Genomic DNA, 17,497 nt, shown 5'->3' with positions numbered 1-17,497 from the left:
GGAGTGCGGTGACACTTCATTGCACCTGTTATACAGGGAGGCTGACACGGGCGCCTTACATAAAGGTGGCCTGCGCGCGTGGGCCATTCGGGAGCCCTGACAGGTGTGCGCGCCAGCGGTCATACTGAGCGGGATGCCTCACATGCCGCTGCTCCCGGCGCCCGGAAGGTCCCCGTGACCCACTGGATGGAACTCGTGGAACTCTACGAGTACAAGGTCACGGACCTCGTGGAGGGCCGCGTGCCCCGCGGAGGACGACGCGGCCTGGCCCTGCTGCGTGACGAACTGCTGGGCGCGCCGCTGGAGCCGCCCCTGCTGCGCCGCCTGATGGAAGCGGACCGGACGTACCGGCTGCACCAGGGCAACCGGGCCGCAGCCCCACCGCCCCGCCAGGGGCACACAGGACCCAGCACCTGGAACGCCCCCACCACCGGCGACACCGAAGAGGTGCGCGCCTGGGAGGAACTGCAGCTGCTGCTGTGGCACCACCGGGCGGCGCTGCAGGCGCGGGACCTGACCCTGCGCTGGCAGCGGGAACCCACCTTCCGGCACCTGCGGGTGCTGTACACCGTGATCGAGAACGCCGAGCGGCTCGCGCGGCCCGGCACGCAGCCGCTGCCCGTGCCGCCGGCACATGACGCCCTGATGGACCTGCACGACCCGGAGGTGACGGGGCTGCTCGCACAGGCCCTGTCGGCGCTGCTGCTGACGGACGAGGGCCGCACGCGCGTGCGCGCGGCCCTGTCGGCCGTACACGCCGAACCGTTTCCCCGGCACCCGGACGAGGACGTGCTGGCCGCGCGCATCGCGGCGGCAGAGCGTGAACCGATGTCGCATGAGGCGCGCGCCACGCTGATCCGGGCGCTGCAGGCCGAGTTTCCGCTGCCCCGCGACCCGCGTGAACGGCCCGCGATCCGTGAGGCGGCGCGTGAGGTGGGGCGCTTCCTGGACGGCATTCTGGACTCGGTTCCGAAGCCCGCCATGAACGCGGTGCCGCACGGCAGCGTGCTGTACTCCCCGAACGCACCAAGCGCCATGCGCGGCCCGGACGACGGAGCGGAGCGCCTGACGATCTTTCTCAGGGGTGGGGGCTCGGCCCGCTGGCGCGGCCTGAACATCGAGTGGCAGCCGATCGGCCCGAACTGGCAGCTGCAGGTGGGCTCGCAGCTGGCGCTCCTGCGCCCGGGCCTTGCGCCGCAGGAGCGCACGCAGACGCTGCGCCTGCCGGACTCGCAGTTCCGGGCGTTCATCAGCGGCGCGTACCTGCTGCTGCTCGTGGAAAGTCAGACGGCGCTGGAGCTGGGGCGCCGGGCGTCCCTGTCGCGCGCGGTGTCGCTGCTGCTGGACGCCAGCATGGACTTCGCGTTCCTGCGCCTGGCCCGCGCCGCAGCGCAGCTGCTGCGGGGCGGCGCGCTGCAGGTGGAAAAACTCACCCCGGACAGCGCGCGCCGCTACCGGGACGCCACACCGGACGTGCTTCTGGCCTTCGCACGCAAGGGCGTGGAGACCCTGTGCGTCCGCCTGAGCCGCGTCAACCCGGAGGAGGCGGCTCAGGCCTTCCGGAACGCCGCGCAGACCCTGGGCCTGCACCGCGTACTGGCCGACCGGCTGCACGCGGCGCTGCACGTCGCGCTGCACGACCCGGAGACCCTGCCCGCGCCGGTGGTGGCCGAGCGCGTCTCGCTGGTGCCGGGCGCGCCGTTCGCCAGCGTGCAGCTGGCCGACGAACCGCTGACGCTGCTGATAGAAGGGCGGGCGGCGACGGTCCGCCCGGACTACAAGGGGGAACTGGTGATCATGCTTCCGGGCCTGGCACCGCTGATTCTGCATGACCTGCTGGTCGTGCGCCTCTCGGACGTGAATGTCCTGCTGGTGCGCCACGGGCAGTGGCTCGGCGCGGCCCTCACGCACGACGTGCCGGTGCCGGGCTCAGACGCAGCCGGGGCCACCACAGCCGACATCCGCGGCACCAACTGACCGCAGGGACTGGTGGGCTCAGGGTTGGTCATCGGTGTGCTTCTCGCATAGGATGGGCGCCATGTCCCGGGCCGACCCGTCCTCCTCCCGTCTGGCGGTCGTGATTCCCGCGTTTAACGAGGAGGACACCGTGGGTGATGTGGTGCGCGTGGCGCGGACCGTCACGCCGGACGTCGTGGTCGCCTCGGACGGCAGCAGTGACGGCACTGCCGACGCGGCCCGCCGAGCGGGCGCGCACGTGGTGGACCTGCTGCACAATGCCGGTAAGGGCGCGGCACTTTACGCGGCGCTTCAGGCCACCCAGGCGGAGATCGTGGTGCTGCTGGACGCCGACCTGACGGGCCTGACGGCCGCGCACCTACAGGCGCTGAGCGCTCCGGTGCTGAGCGGCGAGCTGGATATGAGCATCGGGGTGTTTGAAGGCGGAGGGTTCGTCACCGACTGGGGGAACAAACTCACGCCGCATCTCAGTGGGCAGCGGGCCTGCCGGCGGGCGTGGCTCCTGGCGGTGCCGGACCTGGGAACGGAACGCTGGCCGGAACCGGCGATTACGCGGCACCTGAAGGCCACCGGAGCCCGCTGGGCATACGTGGAGCTGCCGAACGTGGCGCAGGTGGTCAAGGAGAAGAAGCGGGGCTTCTGGCGAGGCGCCCAGGCGCGCACGAAGATGTACGCGGCGCTGCTGACGTACCGGGCGAGACGCCGGAAGTCCTGACGGTCAGGTGCGGGGAGGTCAGGCGGCCCGCCGGGCGGGACCGGGTCAGCGTTGCAGGTCGATGCGGGCGCCATCCGCGGTTTCGTAACGCACGATCCCCACAGTCGGCACGAAGTAAGAGGTTTGCACGCTGGTTTTCCCGCCAGCTGTGGTTTCGGTGCGGATGCTCAGGGCATTGAAGGTCCCGGCGGTGAGGGCCAGGGGGGCCACCCCGGTCACGGTGGCTTTCATGCGCAGGGGGCCAGTGGCACTCTGCCAGGTGCGCCCGGGGGCCAGGGGGGCGGGCGGGTAGACCATCAGGGGCGGCGCGTACCACTGGAGCCGCCCGGCGGCGTTCACGCCGCGCAGCCAGACGCTGCCGTCCTTGCGGTACTCCAGCAGGTCCTGGGTGTACGTGGTGCTGCCGTACTGGTGACTGACGGGCACAACGTTCACGCCGCGGTGCGTGACGGGCGCGCCGACCACCTGCGTCTCGCCGCTGGCATAGGTCCAGCGCGTGCCGGGCTTGTGAGGGTAGTAGTGGGCGTCAAGGGTGGCGGCTGCCGCGGCGGTGGCGGCGGCGAACAGCAGGGTCAGGGTGGGGCGGGAGGGCATCGGCCGGTTCAGGGTAGCGTGTCGGGCTGCAGGGTGAAGCCGCCCTTCGGATGAGGGTGCAGGCGCGCGAAGGCCGTGTCCGGGTCGTGTGGGGTGCAGATGAGGGCCTGCTCCTCGAACCAGGCCCCCAGGTGGCGTTTGCGGGTGTCGAGGGTGGTCACGGGGTACAGGTCGTAGCCCATGATGTACGCGGTGGGCGCGTGGGCCAGGGTGGGGATCAGGTCCGCGACGTACACCAGCGTCTGCCCGCCGCTGCGCAGCATGACGCCCTGCTGGCCCAGGTTGTGGCCGGGCAGAGGCAGGACGCTCAGGCCGGGGCGCAGTTCGTGCTCGCCGTCCACAATGTCAAAGAGCCCGGCGTGCTCGATCGGGTCGATGTACGCGGGAACGTAACTGGCGCGGCTGCGTTCGTGGGTGTGGCGGGCGTCGTGGAGTTCCTGGCGCTGCACCACGTACCGGGCATTCGGGAAGGCCGGTTCGCCCAGCAGGGTCACGTTGCGTCCGGCGTGGTCGAAGTGCAGGTGGGTGTTGATGACGAGGTGAATATCTGCCGGGGTGAGGCCCAGGGTGTTCAGGCCGCGGAACACGGTCTCGTCGCGGTCCAGGCCGTACATGGCTTCGAATTTCTCGCCGCCCTGGTCCCACATGCCGGTTTCCACGAGGATGTTCTCCCCACCCAGCTGAATCAGGAGGGGGTTGATGCGCAGGCGAATACGGTTGAGCTCGTCCGGGGGCGCGACGCGCTCCCACAGGACGCGGGGTACGCTGCCGAACATGGCGCCGCCGTCGAGACGGAACTGACCGTCGGTGAGGGAATGCACGGTCGCGTCCCCGAGCTGGCGGGTCTGAATCCAGGAGTGGGTCATGCGCCAGAGCCTAACAGACGTTCGTTTTCCCGGACGCCGGTTGAGCCGGGGTACAGCTGTGGATGCACGGCGGGTGCCAGAGCGAGCGCCAGGGCCTGAGCCCACACCGCCGGGCGCGTCACCAGGCCCTGCGTCAGCGCGCCCACCGTGCCTGCTCCGCGCTTCAGGTCGCGGGTGCCAAGCAGCTCATCCATGACGCCGCCCAGCTCCTCGCCGCGCAACACGCGCGCCAGGACAAGGTCCGGGACGGGCAGCTCGGCGGTGCGCGCCGTGTACACGGCGCGCACGCCGGGCCGGACGGCCGCCACCACCCCGAACAGCCACCCGCGCCCACGTTCGACGCGCACGCCGCCCTCCAGGCCCACGCCCCACACCGCGCCGGGCGTGCGCGCAGCTGCGCGCGCCCGGTTCACCGCGCCGCGCCGGGTCTCCCCCACCCCGACAGGCTGGTCCGGCACGCCGCTGGGCACCGACAGTCCCCGGACCTCCACCCCCGGGAACAGCACGCCGAACACGTCGCGCGCCGGCTGGACCTTGCCGGGGTTCAGTGACCCGACGATGACATTCATGCGTTCCCCTGCGGCCCGGGCAGCGTGCCGCTCAGGCGGCGCAGCAGGGCCACCTGTCCCCAGTGGTAGGCGCTGTGCACGGCCAGGTCCGTCAGGACGTCCCGCGCACGGCTGCTGGGGTCCTGCGCGAGCATCTGCGCTTCAGCCAATCCGGCCTGCAGGTCACGCAGGACCCGCGTGAACTCCGCTTCGGACAGCGGTTCATCCGGCCAGAGGTTCAGATCGTCCGGCCAGCGTTCAGCCCGGCCGGAAGCGAGGTCCAGACTGACGCGCTGCGTGACCTGCAGGTGCCACAGCAGCGCGGCCAGCGTGAACGGCACGTCCGGGTGCGCGGCGCTCGCCTCGGCCCAGTTCAGGCCGTGCAGGAGAGCGTCCACGTCGCGGAAGGCGGCGCCGCCGCGCAGGGAATAATGCAGGACATTCACCTGCCCAGGGTAGCAGCGGGCCCTCAAGGGAGCCTCAAGGCTGCGTGGGCGCCGTGTAAAGTCAGCCGGGGCCAATCCGTCATGAGGGAGTGAAACACTGTGAGGCAACTGGATCCCGACCGGACCAAAGGACACTCCCATGACCCAAGCTGCGCCCACACCCAACCCTATTCACATCCTGCTGGTCGAGGACAGCGAGGCCGACATCATCCTGACGCAGGAAGCCTTCGCTGAGGCGGGCATCCTGGTTCAGCTGCACGTGGCCCGCGACGGTGTGGAGGCCCTGGAGGCCCTGCGCACCCCCGATTTCATGCCCCGGCCGGACGTGATCCTGCTGGATATCAACATGCCCCGCATGAACGGCCTGGAGCTCCTGAAGGAGATCAAGCACGATCCGTCGCTGATGACCATTCCCGTCATCATGCTGACGACCAGCAAGGCGGAAGAAGACATTCTGCGGTCCTACGAGGCGTACGCCGCGAGTTACGTCGTGAAACCCGTGGAGTTCACCTCCTTCTATGAGGCCATTCAGGCGCTCGGGCGGTACATGCTCACCATCGTGCGCCTGCCGCCGCGCGCCAGCTAAGAGCAGAAGGCCGGCCCACAGGGCCGGCCTTCTGCTCAGACGGCTTAAGCGGGCTGGTACCAGTTGCGGTCCCAGCGGTGGCCACGCAGTTTCTGCACTTGAGCTTCGGGCAGGCCGCGCCCATCGGCCAGCGCGGCGTTGCGGTCCACATTCCGCACCGAGCGCATTCCCACGATCACGGTGGAGACCGCCGGGTGCGACAGCACAAACCGCAGGCTGGTCTCGGCCAGCTGATCCGTACGGACGCCGAGGTCCTGTTCAATGGCGCGCAGGTGGGGCTGCAGTTCACTGCGGCGGTTTCCCCCGAAGTACCCGTGGCGCCAGTCGCCCTCGGGGAAGATGGTGTCCTCGGTCACTGTACCGGTAAGGCTGCCTTCGTCCAGAGCCACGCGGACAATCACGCCGACCCCATGGGCGCGGCAGGCGTCCAGCAGCCGGTCCTGCGGCGACTGGTCAAAGACGTTGTAGATCACCTGCACGGTGTCCACCACGCCGGCCTCCACGGCCTGAACGGCATTGTTCGGCTGATGGTCGTTGATGCTGATCCCGAAGCTGCGGATCTTCCCGTCGCGCCGCAGCTGGGTCACGGCGTCCTGCCAGTCTCCCTGCCCCAGCCAGGAGTCGTTCCAGACGTGCAGCTGCTGCACGTCGATGCTGGGCAGGCCCAGGCGTTCGAGGCTGGCGTCGGTCATACGGATCAGGTACTCGCCCGGGTACGCCTGGTCGGCGGTCGTGGCGGGCGCGGCGGGCCACTGCATGTTCATGGGACTGATTTTCGTGGCGACCAGCGTGCCGGGGTGTTCGCGCGCCACCTGACCGACGAGGCGTTCGCTGTGACCGTTGCCGTAACCCATGGCGGTGTCGATGAAGTTGCCGCCCAGTTCAATGTAGCGGCGCAGCGCAGTCAGGCTCTCAGTGTCGTCGGCGCCCTTCCACATGTCTGCGCCGATGCCCCAGGCGCCGTAGCCGATCTCGGTGACATTCAGGCCGGTGCGGCCCAGCGGTCGTTGATGCATGGTCATGTCCTGACTGTAACGATTCAGACCCGCTGAATCCAGTCCCTCATTCTTTATGCACCCCTGGGAGTACCCTGGGCCACGTGACCCCCCCCGCCTTCCCGCAGCTCTCCCCCCACGCCCGCCAGCTGGCGACCCTCGGGCTGGTGGTGGGCGTGTTTCTCGCAGCGCTGGAAGCCAGTGTCGTTGCCACGGCCATGCCCAGCGTCATCCACGACCTGGGCGGCGAACACCTCTACGCCCTGCCCTTCGCGGTGTACCTGCTGACCAGCACAGTCTTCAGCCCCCTGTGGGGCCGCGCGAGCGACATCCTGGGGCGGCGCACCCTGTACCTGACCGGCATCGTGATCTTCCTGCTGGGCTCGGCCCTGTGCGGCCAGAGCCACTCCATGCCTGTCCTGATCGCGGCGCGCGCCCTGCAGGGCGTCGGCGCCGGTGCCCTGCTGCCGCTGACCCTCACCATGGTCGGCGAACTGTACGCCCTGACCGAACGCAGCCGCGTGCAGTCCATGATTTCCGGCGTGTGGGGCGTCTCCGGACTCGTGGGGCCGTTGCTGGGCGGCTGGCTCACCGAAACGCTCTCGTGGCGCTGGACCTTTTACGCCAGTCTTCCCTTCGGCGTGGCTGCTCTGCTCCTGGCCCTGCGGTTCCTTCCGGAAACCGGGCAGCCCCGCCCCGCCCGCCTGGACTGGGCGGGCGCGACCCTGTTCACGCTCGGCAGCGGGCTGGTCGTGTGGGGCCTGGAGCAAAAGCAGTGGCTGCTGGTGGGTCTGGGCGCCCTAACCCTGGCAGGCGCGGTCGTGCTGGAACGCCGCCATCCTGAACCGCTGCTGCCCATGCGCGCCCTGCGCGAACGGCTGCCCCGCGTGGCGTTTGCCGGGAACCTGCTGGGCGGCGCGGCGTACTTCGGCGTGATCGCCTACCTGCCCCTGTACGCCCAGGGCGTCACCGGGCGGGGCGCCACAGCGGGCGGCGCCATCCTGACCCCCATGCTGGTCGGCTGGACGCTGACCGCCATCCTCACTGCGCGCCTCGTGAAGACTGTGCCGCTGGCCCGCATTGCGCAGGTGGGGTTCGCGGTGCTCGCCATGATGTTCGCCGCCCTGACCTTCGCCGTGCACGCGCCGCTCTGGGTGACGAGTGCGCTGGGCTTCGCGGTGGGCACCGGCATGGGCTTTTCCATGCTGAGCCTGCTGCTCGCTGCGCAGGACGTTACCCCCCGCCCGGAACTGGGCGCCGTGACCAGCGGCGTGCTGTTCGCCCGGCAGATGGGCGGCGCCCTGGGTGTGGCCCTGATGGCCCTGCTGATCGGTTCAGGGGCCATAGAGACGGGCGGCTTTGAACTGGCTGAGGGCCTGCGGCGGGCGTACATCCTGGCCCTGGGTCTGGTGGCCGTGGCATTCGGATTGAGCCTGCTGCTGCGGCCCGGCCCGCTGCGCAGCGCCGCCCGGCAAGCCAACGACTGAACCAACGGAAGGAGCTTGGGCGGGGCTGGCCTTTACCCGCCCGCGCCCAGCCACAACAAAGGGCGTCCTGTTCACAGGGAACAGGACGCCCTGAACAGCGCCGCTTCAGGTGGGCACGAGGCACTGCTGCACGAACAGTTCGTGCAGGCGGTTGTCATCCGTGAGTTCCGGGTGAAAGGCCGTGGCGAGGACGCGGTTGTGCCGGACGGTCACGGCGCGCCCCTCGAACTCGGACAGGACCTCCACGCCCACACCCACGCGAACAAACGCAGGGGCACGGATGAACACAGCGGGCAGCGGAGCGTCGAGCCCGGTGACCGGGAGTTCTGTGGTGAACGAGTCGATCTGGCGGCCGAAGGCATTGCGCTGAACGGTGACGTCGAGCAGGCCCAGGCTGTCCTGCCGCCCGAACTGCGGCGGCGCGCCCTGAACCTCGCGTGACAGAAGGATGGCGCCGGCGCAGGTGCCCCACAGCTGACCGCCGCGGTCATGCAGGGCCCGGATGGGCGCCCACAGGTCGTACTCGGTCATCAGGCGCGCCATGGTGGTGCTTTCCCCGCCAGGCAGCACCAGGCCGTGCAGGCCTTCCAGGTCAGCCGGGAGGCGCACTTCTGCAACCTGCGCTCCCAGGCTTTCCAGGTGCCGGCGGTGTTCCCGGAAGGCCCCCTGCAGCGCCAGCACCCCGATGCGCGGTCCCATGTGCCTTACCAGCCCCGGCTGGCGAGACGTTCGGCGGGAATCAGGTCGTCGATGTTGATGCCGGTCATGGGGGCGCCCAGGTCCTCGCTGATCTCGGCGAGCACGTCGGCATTCTGGTAGTGCGTGACGGCCTTCACGATGGCCTCCGCGCGGCGCTCGGGGTTGTCGCTCTTGAAGATGCCGCTGCCGACGAACACGCCGTCCAGGCCCAGGTGCATCATCAGTGCGGCGTCGGCGGGCGTGGCGACGCCGCCGGCAGCGAAGTTCACGACCGGCAGCTTGCCGTGCTCATGCACGAAGCGGATCAGTTCGTACGGCGCCTGAAGGTCACGGGCCACAGTCATGAGTTCCTCGGCCGGGCGGGCCTGGATGGCGCGGATCTCACCGAGGACCGTGCGGGCGTGCCGAACGGCTTCGATCACGTTGCCGGTACCGGCCTCGCCCTTGGTACGGATCATGCTGGCGCCCTCACCAACGCGGCGCAGGGCCTCGCCGAGGTTCTTGGCGCCGCACACGAAGGGCACCTTGAACTCGCTTTTCAGGATGTGATACTGGTCGTCGGCGGGGGTCAGGACTTCGGACTCGTCGATAAAGTCCACGCCGAGCGCCTGGAGGATCTGGGCTTCCACGATGTGCCCGATCCGCACCTTGGCCATCACGGGGATGGAGACGGCGGCGATGATTTCCTTGATCATCTTGGGGTCGCTCATGCGGGCCACCCCGCCGTCCTTGCGGATGTCGGCCGGAACGCGTTCGAGGGCCATCACGGCCGTGGCGCCGGCGGCCTCGGCAATCCGGGCCTGCTCGGCGGTGACGACGTCCATGATGACGCCGCCCTTGAACATTTCAGCGAAGCCCTGTTTCAGGGCGGGGGTTCCAGTGTTCACGTCAGACATGCCGTCAGGGTAGGCCAGAACTGACCCCGCCGGTAGGGTCACTCCTGTGTACCCGGCGGGGTCAGTTTGAACCGTAGTGGTCAGCGCTGCGTCCGGCGGCGGACCTCCTCGATCTTCTCCACCAGTTGGGCTGGGCGGAAGGGCTTGACCAGATACGCCTCCACCACCCCCGAGCCCAGTTCCGGCATCACGGCCGGGCGCGCCAGGCCGGACAGAAAGACCACAGGCGGGAGGGCCGCGCCGTGCCGCTCTGCCAGGCGGCGCACCGTCTCGAACCCGTCCCATGGGGCCATCAACACGTCCATCACGATCACGTCGACCGCCTGACGCTCCAGCCGTTCCAGCGCCGCAGGACCGCTGGCCGCCGGGTACACCTCATACCCCTGAAGGCTGAGCGTGAGGTCCAGCAGTTCCAGGATCTGCTCCTCATCGTCCACCACCAGAAGGCGCACACCGGCACGCTGGCCGGTCATGGCAGCAGCGTCAGCGGGTCCACAGTCTGCCCGCCCAGCCGAACCTCAAAGTGAAGGTGTGGGCCGGTGCAGATGCCGGTGCAGCCCACGTACCCCAGCAGCTGCCCCTGCTGCACCTGCTGCCCCGCAGCAACGGCCGTGCGGCTCATGTGCCCGTACACCAGCGTGCTGTTCCCGCCGGACGTGAAGACGTTCAGACCGTACGCACCGTACCCGCTCTGCGTGACTGTCCCCGCCGCCGCAGCGTAGATGGGCGTGCCGTACGGCGCCGCAAAGTCCACGCCCCCGTGAAACACCTGCCGGTGAAATTCAATATCCCGTTCCGCATAGCGGCTGGTGATCCGGAATGACCGCATGGGCCACACCAGCCCGCCGCTGCCCGTTGCCGCGTGGGGGCCGGCATGGGTGCTCGCAGCGGACACGGTGCTGCGCTGCGCGTTCTGCCGGGCCGTCAGGCGGGCGCGGGTCCGCGCCGCGGCCTGGGCCGCCTCGAACTGGGCCTGGCGCTCGTAGGCGGCGATCTTGGCCTGCCGCTCGGGGCTGCTCTTCCAGGCGAGGTACGCCTCGTACCGGGCCTGCGCCGCGAACTTCGCTTCCAGCCGGGCACGCTGACGCTGCTGCTTCCACGTCAGAAACTTCTCGTACTGCTGCTGCCGCTGCGCGGCCAGCGCCGCGCGGCGCTCCGCGTCGCGTTTCTCGGCCAGCTGCCCGGCAAAGCCCTCGGCGCGAATGCCGGGCAGCAGCAGCTGATCCCCGACCTTCAGTTCGGTGGGCAGCACGTCATTCGCCTGCGCGGTGGCAAGCAGGTCCGCGCCGTACCCGGCAATCAGGGACAGCGCGTTCTGCCCGGGTTTGATACGCACCAGCAGACCTGTCGGCCCGGTGGGAACGTTCAGGGTGCTGCCCTGTTTCAGGTGGTCCAGGCTGGTGCGGTCCAGATTCATGCCCAGCAGGTCCACGAGCGACACCCCGAAGCGGGCAGCGACGCGCGCCATGGTGTCCCCGCTCCGCACGCGGTACAGCGCCACGGAGCGCGGCCTGACCGGCTGGCGCTCCGCGAGACGCGCCGGCAGGGCCAGTTGCAGCACCTGCGTGCGCGGGTGTTCCTGCACTACCGTCACCGCGTGGCCGGTCAGGCCGTAGCGGTGTGCGACCGCCGCGACCGGCGTGGCGCGGTCCGTGACGACCTGCAGGGTCCGTTCACCGCGGTCCCGGCTCAGCACCAGGTCGGGCGCCTGCTCCAGGTGAAGTTGCAGCGGGGTAATCAAGTGATCCAGCGGCGTGGCCTGCTGGGCGTGAGCGCCGCAGGCCCACAGCAGACCGGACAGCGCCGCGAGCCGCGTGGCGCGGCGGAACAGGGTTGAGAACAAGACAGGACTCCGGAATCAGGGGTGAGGGCAATGAAACGTCAGCCGCCGGCCAGGGCCTGCAGGAACTCGACGTTGTTGCGGGTTTTTCCCATACGGGACAGCAGCATCTCCATGGCGTCCGCGGGGTCCATGTCACTGATGACCTTACGCAGCAGCCACATCTTCTTCAGAACTTCGGGTTGCAGCAGTAGTTCCTCACGGCGCGTCCCGGACTTCAGGATGTCCAGCGCCGGGAAGATGCGGCGTTCCTCCAGGCGGCGTGAGAGCACGAGTTCCGCGTTGCCGGTGCCTTTGAATTCCTCGAAGATGACGTCGTCCATGCGGCTGCCCGTTTCCACCAGCGCAGTGGCGAGGATGGTGAGGCTGCCTCCCTCGCGGATGTTGCGGGCGGCGCCCAGGAAGCGTTTGGGCCAGTGCAGGGCATTGCTGTCCAGACCACCCGAGAGGGTGCGGCCGGTGGGCGGCGTGACGAGGTTGTTCGCGCGGGCCAGCCGGGTAATGGAGTCCAGCAGAATCACCACGTGCCCGCCCTCCTCCACGATGCGCCGGGCGCGTTCGTGCACGAACTCCGCCACGCGCACGTGGTGCTGGGGCGGTTCGTCGAAGGTACTGGCGATCACCTGGGCGCCCTGGACGCTCTCCCGGAAGTCCGTGACCTCCTCGGGGCGTTCATCGACGAGCAGCACCATGACGGTCACGTCCGGGTAGTTCTTGACGATGGAGTTGGCGATTTTCTTCAGCAGGGTGGTTTTCCCCGCTTTGGGCGGCGCGACGATCAGGGCGCGCTGCCCGCGCCCGATCGGCACAAGCAGGTCCACCACACGCAGGCTCAGGCCGTCGTCCATGCTGGGATCTTCCATGACCAGCTGCGCTTCCGGGAAGGTGGGCGTCAGGTCATCGAACCGCGGGCGGCGGCGGGCCGTGTCAGGGTCCAGACCGTTGACGGCCTCCACCTGCACCAGCGCGCCGAAGCGTTCGTTCTCGCGGGGCTTGCGGGCCCGGCCGATGATCTCGTCTCCGGTGCGCAGGTAGAACTGCTTGATCACGCCGGCACTGACAAGCACGGTGCGGCTGTTGGGGTCCAGCAGGTCGGCCTGGAGGAACCCGTAGCCGTCGGCGCTGATCTCCAGGAAACCGCGGGCAAGCAGCTGCCCCTCGGCGTCCGCCTGGTGCTCCATGATGGACAGCGCCAGGGCGTCTTTTTTCAGTTTGCGGTAGTTTTCGATGCCGTACCCGGCGGCAATCAGGTGCAGTTCGGGGAGGATCTTCTGTTGAAGTTCGTGAAAGGGCAGGCTCGGCCGGGTGGAATCGGTCACTTCTGGACCTCACCTCCGGCTCGTTTCGCCCAGTCTTTCATGAAGCCGTCCAGACCGGCGGTGGTCAGGGGGTGCGTGACCATCTGCCTGAACACCTTGTAGGGGATGGTGGCGACATCGGCGCCGGCCAGCGCGGCCTGCACGACGTGCGTGGGATGGCGGATGCTGGCGGCCAGCACCTTGGTCTCAATGCCGCCCAGCACGTACGCCTCCTTGATCTGCCGGATCAGGTCGATGCCGTCCCAGCCGATGTCATCCACGCGCCCGGCGAAGGGGCTGATGTACGTGGCGCCGGCGCGGGCGGCCAGCAGGGCCTGCGGCACGCTGAAGCACAGGGTGACGTTCGTGCGGATGCCGTCGTCCGTCAGGGCCCGGCAGGCCTGCAGACCTGCGGGCGTGAGGGGCAGTTTCACGACGACGTGGTCGCTCCACGCGGCCACCTCGCGGCCTTCGCGGATCATCGCTTCAGCGTCGAGCGCGGTCACTTCGGCGCTGATGGCGCCGCCGACCAGGCCGGCGATCTCCTGCACAACCTCACGGAAGTCGCGGCCTGAGGCGACGATCAGGCTGGGGTTGGTGGTCACGCCCGCCAGGACGCCCCACGCGTTGATTTCGCGGATCTCCTCCGTGATGGCCGTATCGATAAAGAATTCCATAACTGATCTCCTGATGACAATTGTAATCACCTGCGGCGGCATCTCGCACGCCTAAGGGCACTGGAAGCGGGGATGAAGCGCAGGAAGCCAGGACCCAGCATACTCCGCAGCGTGACGCACTGTAGCTCTCACGTTGACCGTGAGCAGCCTGCCGTCCTACCATGAGGCGCGCCCCAGACCGGGGTGAGACAACTCACGGCGACCGAGAGGACAGTACGCGGTGCAAGGGCAGCATGAGCGAGTCAGGGACGGTGAGAGCCTGACGCGACGCCGCACCTGCCGAACCATCACCTCCCGCGCCGGCGGAAGAACAGCCTGCCCCCCGAGGGGCCAGCGGCCCACTAGACCCGCCCGGACGCCCCCCGGCAGAGGGCCCTGCAACAAGGTGAGGCGCCGTGCGCCGCACGAAGTTGGGTGGTACCACGCATCAGCCCCCCGGGGCGGCGCGTCCCAGCACACGCTGAGACCTGCCGCCCCGTCTGTCTGCATTCCTGCCCGCTCCGGAGGTGACCATGCCACAACTGCACGCCCCTGCCCGTTGCCGCTGCCGCCGAGCTATTCGGACGCGGGTGATCCCCGCCCCAGCGACGGCCCTCACCACTCCCCCGTACCCAGCCTGGAGATCCCATGACCACTGAGAAGACCCTTCCCTTTTCGCCTGTGCCGCCCAATCCGAACTTTCCCGCCATGGAACAGGACATCCTGACCTTCTGGCGTGAAGGCCGCGTCTTCGAACGTTCTCTGGAGCAGACCCGGGACGGTCCGGTGTTCACGTTCTACGAAGGTCCACCCACCGCCAACGGCCAGCCCGGCGTGCACCACGTGCAGGCCCGGTCCTTCAAGGATCTCTTCCCGCGTTTCCGCACCATGCAGGGCTACTTCGTGCCGCGCAAGGCCGGCTGGGACACCCACGGCCTGCCGGTGGAACTGGGCGTGGAGAGGAAACTTGGTCTGAACAGCAAGCGGGAGGTCGAGGCGTACGGGATCGACCGCTTCAACGCCGAGTGCCGCACCAGCGTGTTCGAATACGAAGCCGAGTGGCGCCGCTTCACCGAGCGCATGGGCTACTGGGTGGACCTGGACGACGCGTACATGACGCTGCACAAGAACTACATCGAGAGCATCTGGTGGAGCGTCAAGCAGCTCAGCGAGAAGGGTCTGCTGTACAAGGGCTTCCGCGTCGCGCCGTACTGCCCGAAGGACGGCACCACGCTCTCCAACGCGGAGGTCAGCGAGGGCTACAAGGACATCCAGGATCCCAGCGTGTACGTGCCCTTCCGCCTGACCGACCCGCAGAGTCTGGACCTCCCGGACGGCGCGGCGTTCCTGGTGTGGACCACCACGCCCTGGACCCTGCCGTACAACGTGGGCGTCGCCATTCACCCGGAGTTCGAGTACGTGGCGGCCAGGGATCAGGACGGGAACGTCCTGATCCTGGCGGCCAGTCTGCGCGCTGAGGTGCTGGGCGAGGACGCCGAGATCGTAAAAACGTTCCGCGGCACGGACCTGGAACGCGTGGCCTACCACCCGCTGTTTACCGAAGCGTACGACGCCGAGGGTGAAGGTAAGCCCGTGTGGATGAGCGGCCTGGATACCTACGTCAGCGACAGTGACGGCACCGGCATCGTGCACACGGCGCCCGCGTTCGGTGAGGACGACATGCGCCTCGCCCGGAACTACGGCTTCCCTGTGATCGTGGGCGTGGACGGCGAGGGCAAGCACCGCTTCGGACCGTGGAAGGGCGCGTTCTTCCGCGACGCGAACACCGAGATTGTCCGCGACCTGCGGGCCCGGGGTCTGATGTGGCGCGAAAAGAACTTCCTGCACGCCTACCCGCACTGCTGGCGCTGCGGCACACCGCTGATGTACTACGCCACCGAGTCGTGGTACCTGAACAACACCCGCCTGAAAGACCGCCTGATCGAACTGAACCAGACCATCGACTGGCATCCCCCGCACATCCGCAACGGCCGGTACGGCGGCTGGCTCGAGAACCTGATCGACTGGAACCTCAGCCGCAGCCGCTACTGGGGCACCCCGCTGCCCGTGTGGGAAAGTGAGGACGGCGAAGCCCGGGTGATCGGCAGTTACGCGGAACTGGCCGAGCTGAGCGGCCGCCCCGAACTGACCGGACCGGACTTCGATCCGCACCGGCCCTACGTGGACGACATAACCTTCGAACAGGACGGCAAGACGTTCCGGCGGGTGCCCTACGTGATGGACGTCTGGTACGACAGCGGCGCCATGCCCTTCGCGCAGCATCACTACCCGTTTGAGAACAAGGAGAAAGTCGAGCAGGGCGGCTTCCCCGCGGACTTCATCGCGGAAGCCATCGACCAGACGCGCGGCTGGTTCAACTCGCTGCACCAGATCGGCACGATGGTGTTTGACTCCGTGGCGTACAAGAGCGTCATCTGCTCCGGACACATCCTGGACGAGAAGGGCGCGAAGATGAGCAAGAGCAAGGGGAACATCGTGAACCCCTGGGACGTCTTCGAGCAGTACGGCGCCGACGCCGCGCGCTGGTACATGTACGTCTCCGCGCCGCCCGAACTGAGCCGCCGCTTCGGCATGAACCTGGTGGGTGAGGCGTTCCGTTCGTACTTCCTGACCCTGTGGAACACCTACTCGTTCTTCGTGCTGTACGCCAACCTGGACCGCCCGGACCTCCAGGCGGCCTCGCCCGCCCATGAGCGGCCCGAGGTGGACCGCTGGCTGCTGGCCAAGGTGCAGGCCCTGATCACCACCGTGACCGACCGCCTGGAAACCTACGATCCGACCGGGGCGAGCCGCGCCCTGCAGGACTTCGTGGTGGAGGACCTGAGCAACTGGTACGTCCGGCGCAACCGCCGCCGCTTCTGGAGCGGCGACGGGCAGGTGGACCACAACGCGTACTCCACCCTGCACTACGCCCTGGTGACCGTCACGCAGCTGACGGCGCCGTTCACGCCGTTTCTCGCCGAGACGCTGTACGGTAATCTCGTGCGTTCCCTGGTGCCGGACGCGCCGGACAGCGTCCACCTGACGCCCTGGCCGACCGTGGACGAAACCCTGTCCGCCCCTGTGCTCGTCGGGGAGATGGACGCCGTGCTTCGCGTCGTGAGCCTCGGCCGCGCCGTGCGTGGGCAGACTGGTCTGCGCCAGCGCCAGCCCCTGCCGAAAGTGATGGTCCGCGCCCGAACGGCCGAGCAGACCCAGGCGCTGGGCCGCTTTGCGGAGCAGATCAAGGAGGAACTGAACGTCAAGGCGGTCGAACTGATTGATCAGTTCACGGAACTCGTCAGTTACCAGTTGCGCCCCAACCTGCCGGTCCTGGGGAAGAAGTTCGGGAAGGCCGTGCCGCAGGTTCGCGCCGCCCTTCAGGCCGCGGACCCCAGCGAGGTCGCCCGTTTCGTCCGGGACGGCAAGCACTTTGAGGTGGTCGCCCCGACCGGCGAACGCTTCGAACTGGGACCCGACGAGGTGCTCGTGGACGCCAGGTCTCCCGAAGGGTTCGCCGCCCAGGAGGAAGCCGGGTACCTCGTGGCGTTCGACACCACCCTGACGCGCGAACTGGAACTCGAAGGCCTGGCGCGTGACCTGGTGCGCGGCGTGCAGGATGCCCGCAAGAAAGCCGGTTTCGAGGTGCAGGACCGCATTGCCCTGCACCTGGACCTGAGTGGCGACGCCCGCGAGGCCGCCGAGGCGTGGCAGGAGTACCTGATGAGCGAGACGCTCGCCGAAACGCTGGTGTTTGGCACAGCCGACGGCTTCGAAGCGTCTCTGGAGGGTGGGCGCGCCTTCCTACAGAAACTGGAAACAGTCAGTCACAACTGAGAGCAGCGCAACAAGGGAGGCGCCCCCACTGCTGGGGGGCGCCTCTGTGTCTGTGTC

Annotated in this window: 16 protein-coding genes; 5 read left to right on the top strand and 11 right to left on the bottom strand. The window is 68.5% G+C overall.

The window, feature by feature from the left end:
• Positions 1-174 precede the first annotated feature (174 nt).
• Complete coding sequence (locus LAJ19_RS05150) at positions 175-1,977, top strand: hypothetical protein (RefSeq protein WP_225477241.1); 1,803 nt, start codon at positions 175-177, stop codon at positions 1,975-1,977.
• A 61-nt stretch (positions 1,978-2,038) separates the two neighbouring features.
• Positions 2,039-2,692, top strand: a complete 654-nt coding sequence (locus LAJ19_RS05145; protein ID WP_432804229.1) for a glycosyltransferase family 2 protein — start codon at positions 2,039-2,041, stop codon at positions 2,690-2,692.
• Between the two features lie 45 nt (positions 2,693-2,737).
• On the opposite strand, the gene LAJ19_RS05140 is transcribed toward LAJ19_RS05145, so the two are convergent.
• The 4 genes from LAJ19_RS05140 to LAJ19_RS05125 are packed head-to-tail and all read right to left on the bottom strand — an operon-like array spanning position 2,738 to position 5,146.
• Positions 2,738-3,286 (bottom strand): hypothetical protein, encoded by a 549-nt coding sequence (locus LAJ19_RS05140; RefSeq protein ID WP_225477237.1) that lies wholly within the window; start codon positions 3,284-3,286, stop codon positions 2,738-2,740.
• An 8-nt stretch (positions 3,287-3,294) separates the two neighbouring features.
• Complete coding sequence (locus LAJ19_RS05135) at positions 3,295-4,152, bottom strand: MBL fold metallo-hydrolase (RefSeq protein ID WP_225477236.1); 858 nt, start codon at positions 4,150-4,152, stop codon at positions 3,295-3,297.
• Entirely contained in the window at positions 4,149-4,721 is a 573-nt protein-coding gene (gene yjjX / locus LAJ19_RS05130) for an inosine/xanthosine triphosphatase (protein WP_225477234.1), read from the bottom strand. The genes LAJ19_RS05135 and yjjX overlap by 4 nt, the downstream gene beginning before the upstream one ends.
• On the bottom strand, positions 4,718-5,146 hold the full coding sequence (locus LAJ19_RS05125) for a damage-inducible protein DinB (RefSeq protein ID WP_225477232.1): 429 nt from the start codon (positions 5,144-5,146) through the stop codon (positions 4,718-4,720). The genes yjjX and LAJ19_RS05125 overlap by 4 nt, the downstream gene beginning before the upstream one ends.
• Before the next feature lie 139 nt (positions 5,147-5,285).
• On the opposite strand from LAJ19_RS05125, the gene LAJ19_RS05120 reads away from it, so the two are divergent.
• A complete protein-coding gene (locus tag LAJ19_RS05120) occupies positions 5,286-5,732 on the top strand; it encodes a response regulator (RefSeq protein ID WP_225477230.1) in 447 nt (148 codons plus the stop codon).
• A 44-nt stretch (positions 5,733-5,776) separates the two neighbouring features.
• Here the strand turns inward: LAJ19_RS05120 and LAJ19_RS05115 are convergent, their stop codons facing one another.
• Positions 5,777-6,748: an aldo/keto reductase gene (locus LAJ19_RS05115; protein WP_225477975.1), complete on the bottom strand. Its 972-nt coding sequence runs from the start codon at positions 6,746-6,748 to the stop codon at positions 5,777-5,779.
• An 83-nt stretch (positions 6,749-6,831) separates the two neighbouring features.
• On the opposite strand from LAJ19_RS05115, the gene LAJ19_RS05110 reads away from it, so the two are divergent.
• A complete protein-coding gene (locus LAJ19_RS05110) occupies positions 6,832-8,214 on the top strand; it encodes an MDR family MFS transporter (RefSeq protein WP_225477228.1) in 1,383 nt (460 codons plus the stop codon).
• Positions 8,215-8,319: 105 nt separating this feature from the next.
• Here LAJ19_RS05110 and pdxT read toward each other — a convergent pair whose 3' ends face one another.
• The 6 genes from pdxT to fsa all read right to left on the bottom strand — a co-directional run bounded on the left by pdxT (position 8,320) and on the right by fsa (position 13,624).
• Complete coding sequence (gene pdxT, locus LAJ19_RS05105; protein ID WP_225477226.1) at positions 8,320-8,913, bottom strand: pyridoxal 5'-phosphate synthase glutaminase subunit PdxT; 594 nt, start codon at positions 8,911-8,913, stop codon at positions 8,320-8,322.
• A gap of 5 nt (positions 8,914-8,918) precedes the next feature.
• On the bottom strand, positions 8,919-9,809 hold the full coding sequence (gene pdxS / locus LAJ19_RS05100) for a pyridoxal 5'-phosphate synthase lyase subunit PdxS (protein WP_225477225.1): 891 nt from the start codon (positions 9,807-9,809) through the stop codon (positions 8,919-8,921).
• A gap of 80 nt (positions 9,810-9,889) precedes the next feature.
• Complete coding sequence (locus LAJ19_RS05095) at positions 9,890-10,282, bottom strand: response regulator (RefSeq protein WP_225477224.1); 393 nt, start codon at positions 10,280-10,282, stop codon at positions 9,890-9,892.
• Positions 10,279-11,652 (bottom strand): peptidoglycan DD-metalloendopeptidase family protein, encoded by a 1,374-nt coding sequence (locus LAJ19_RS05090; protein WP_225477223.1) that lies wholly within the window; start codon positions 11,650-11,652, stop codon positions 10,279-10,281. The genes LAJ19_RS05095 and LAJ19_RS05090 overlap by 4 nt, the downstream gene beginning before the upstream one ends.
• 38 nt (positions 11,653-11,690) lie before the next feature.
• On the bottom strand, positions 11,691-12,968 hold the full coding sequence (gene rho / locus LAJ19_RS05085) for a transcription termination factor Rho (RefSeq protein WP_349774828.1): 1,278 nt from the start codon (positions 12,966-12,968) through the stop codon (positions 11,691-11,693).
• Complete coding sequence (fsa, locus tag LAJ19_RS05080) at positions 12,965-13,624, bottom strand: fructose-6-phosphate aldolase (protein ID WP_225477222.1); 660 nt, start codon at positions 13,622-13,624, stop codon at positions 12,965-12,967. The genes rho and fsa overlap by 4 nt, the downstream gene beginning before the upstream one ends.
• A gap of 627 nt (positions 13,625-14,251) precedes the next feature.
• Here fsa and ileS point away from each other — a divergent pair.
• Complete coding sequence (ileS, locus tag LAJ19_RS05075) at positions 14,252-17,440, top strand: isoleucine--tRNA ligase (RefSeq protein WP_225477221.1); 3,189 nt, start codon at positions 14,252-14,254, stop codon at positions 17,438-17,440.
• The last annotated feature ends 57 nt before the right edge of the window (positions 17,441-17,497 follow it).

It is taken from the genome of Deinococcus taeanensis (assembly GCF_020229735.1).
GTDB lineage: Bacteria > Deinococcota > Deinococci > Deinococcales > Deinococcaceae > Deinococcus > Deinococcus taeanensis.
The sequence above is the reverse complement of the archived record's forward strand: the minus strand, read 5'-3'. Positions and strand labels throughout refer to the sequence as shown.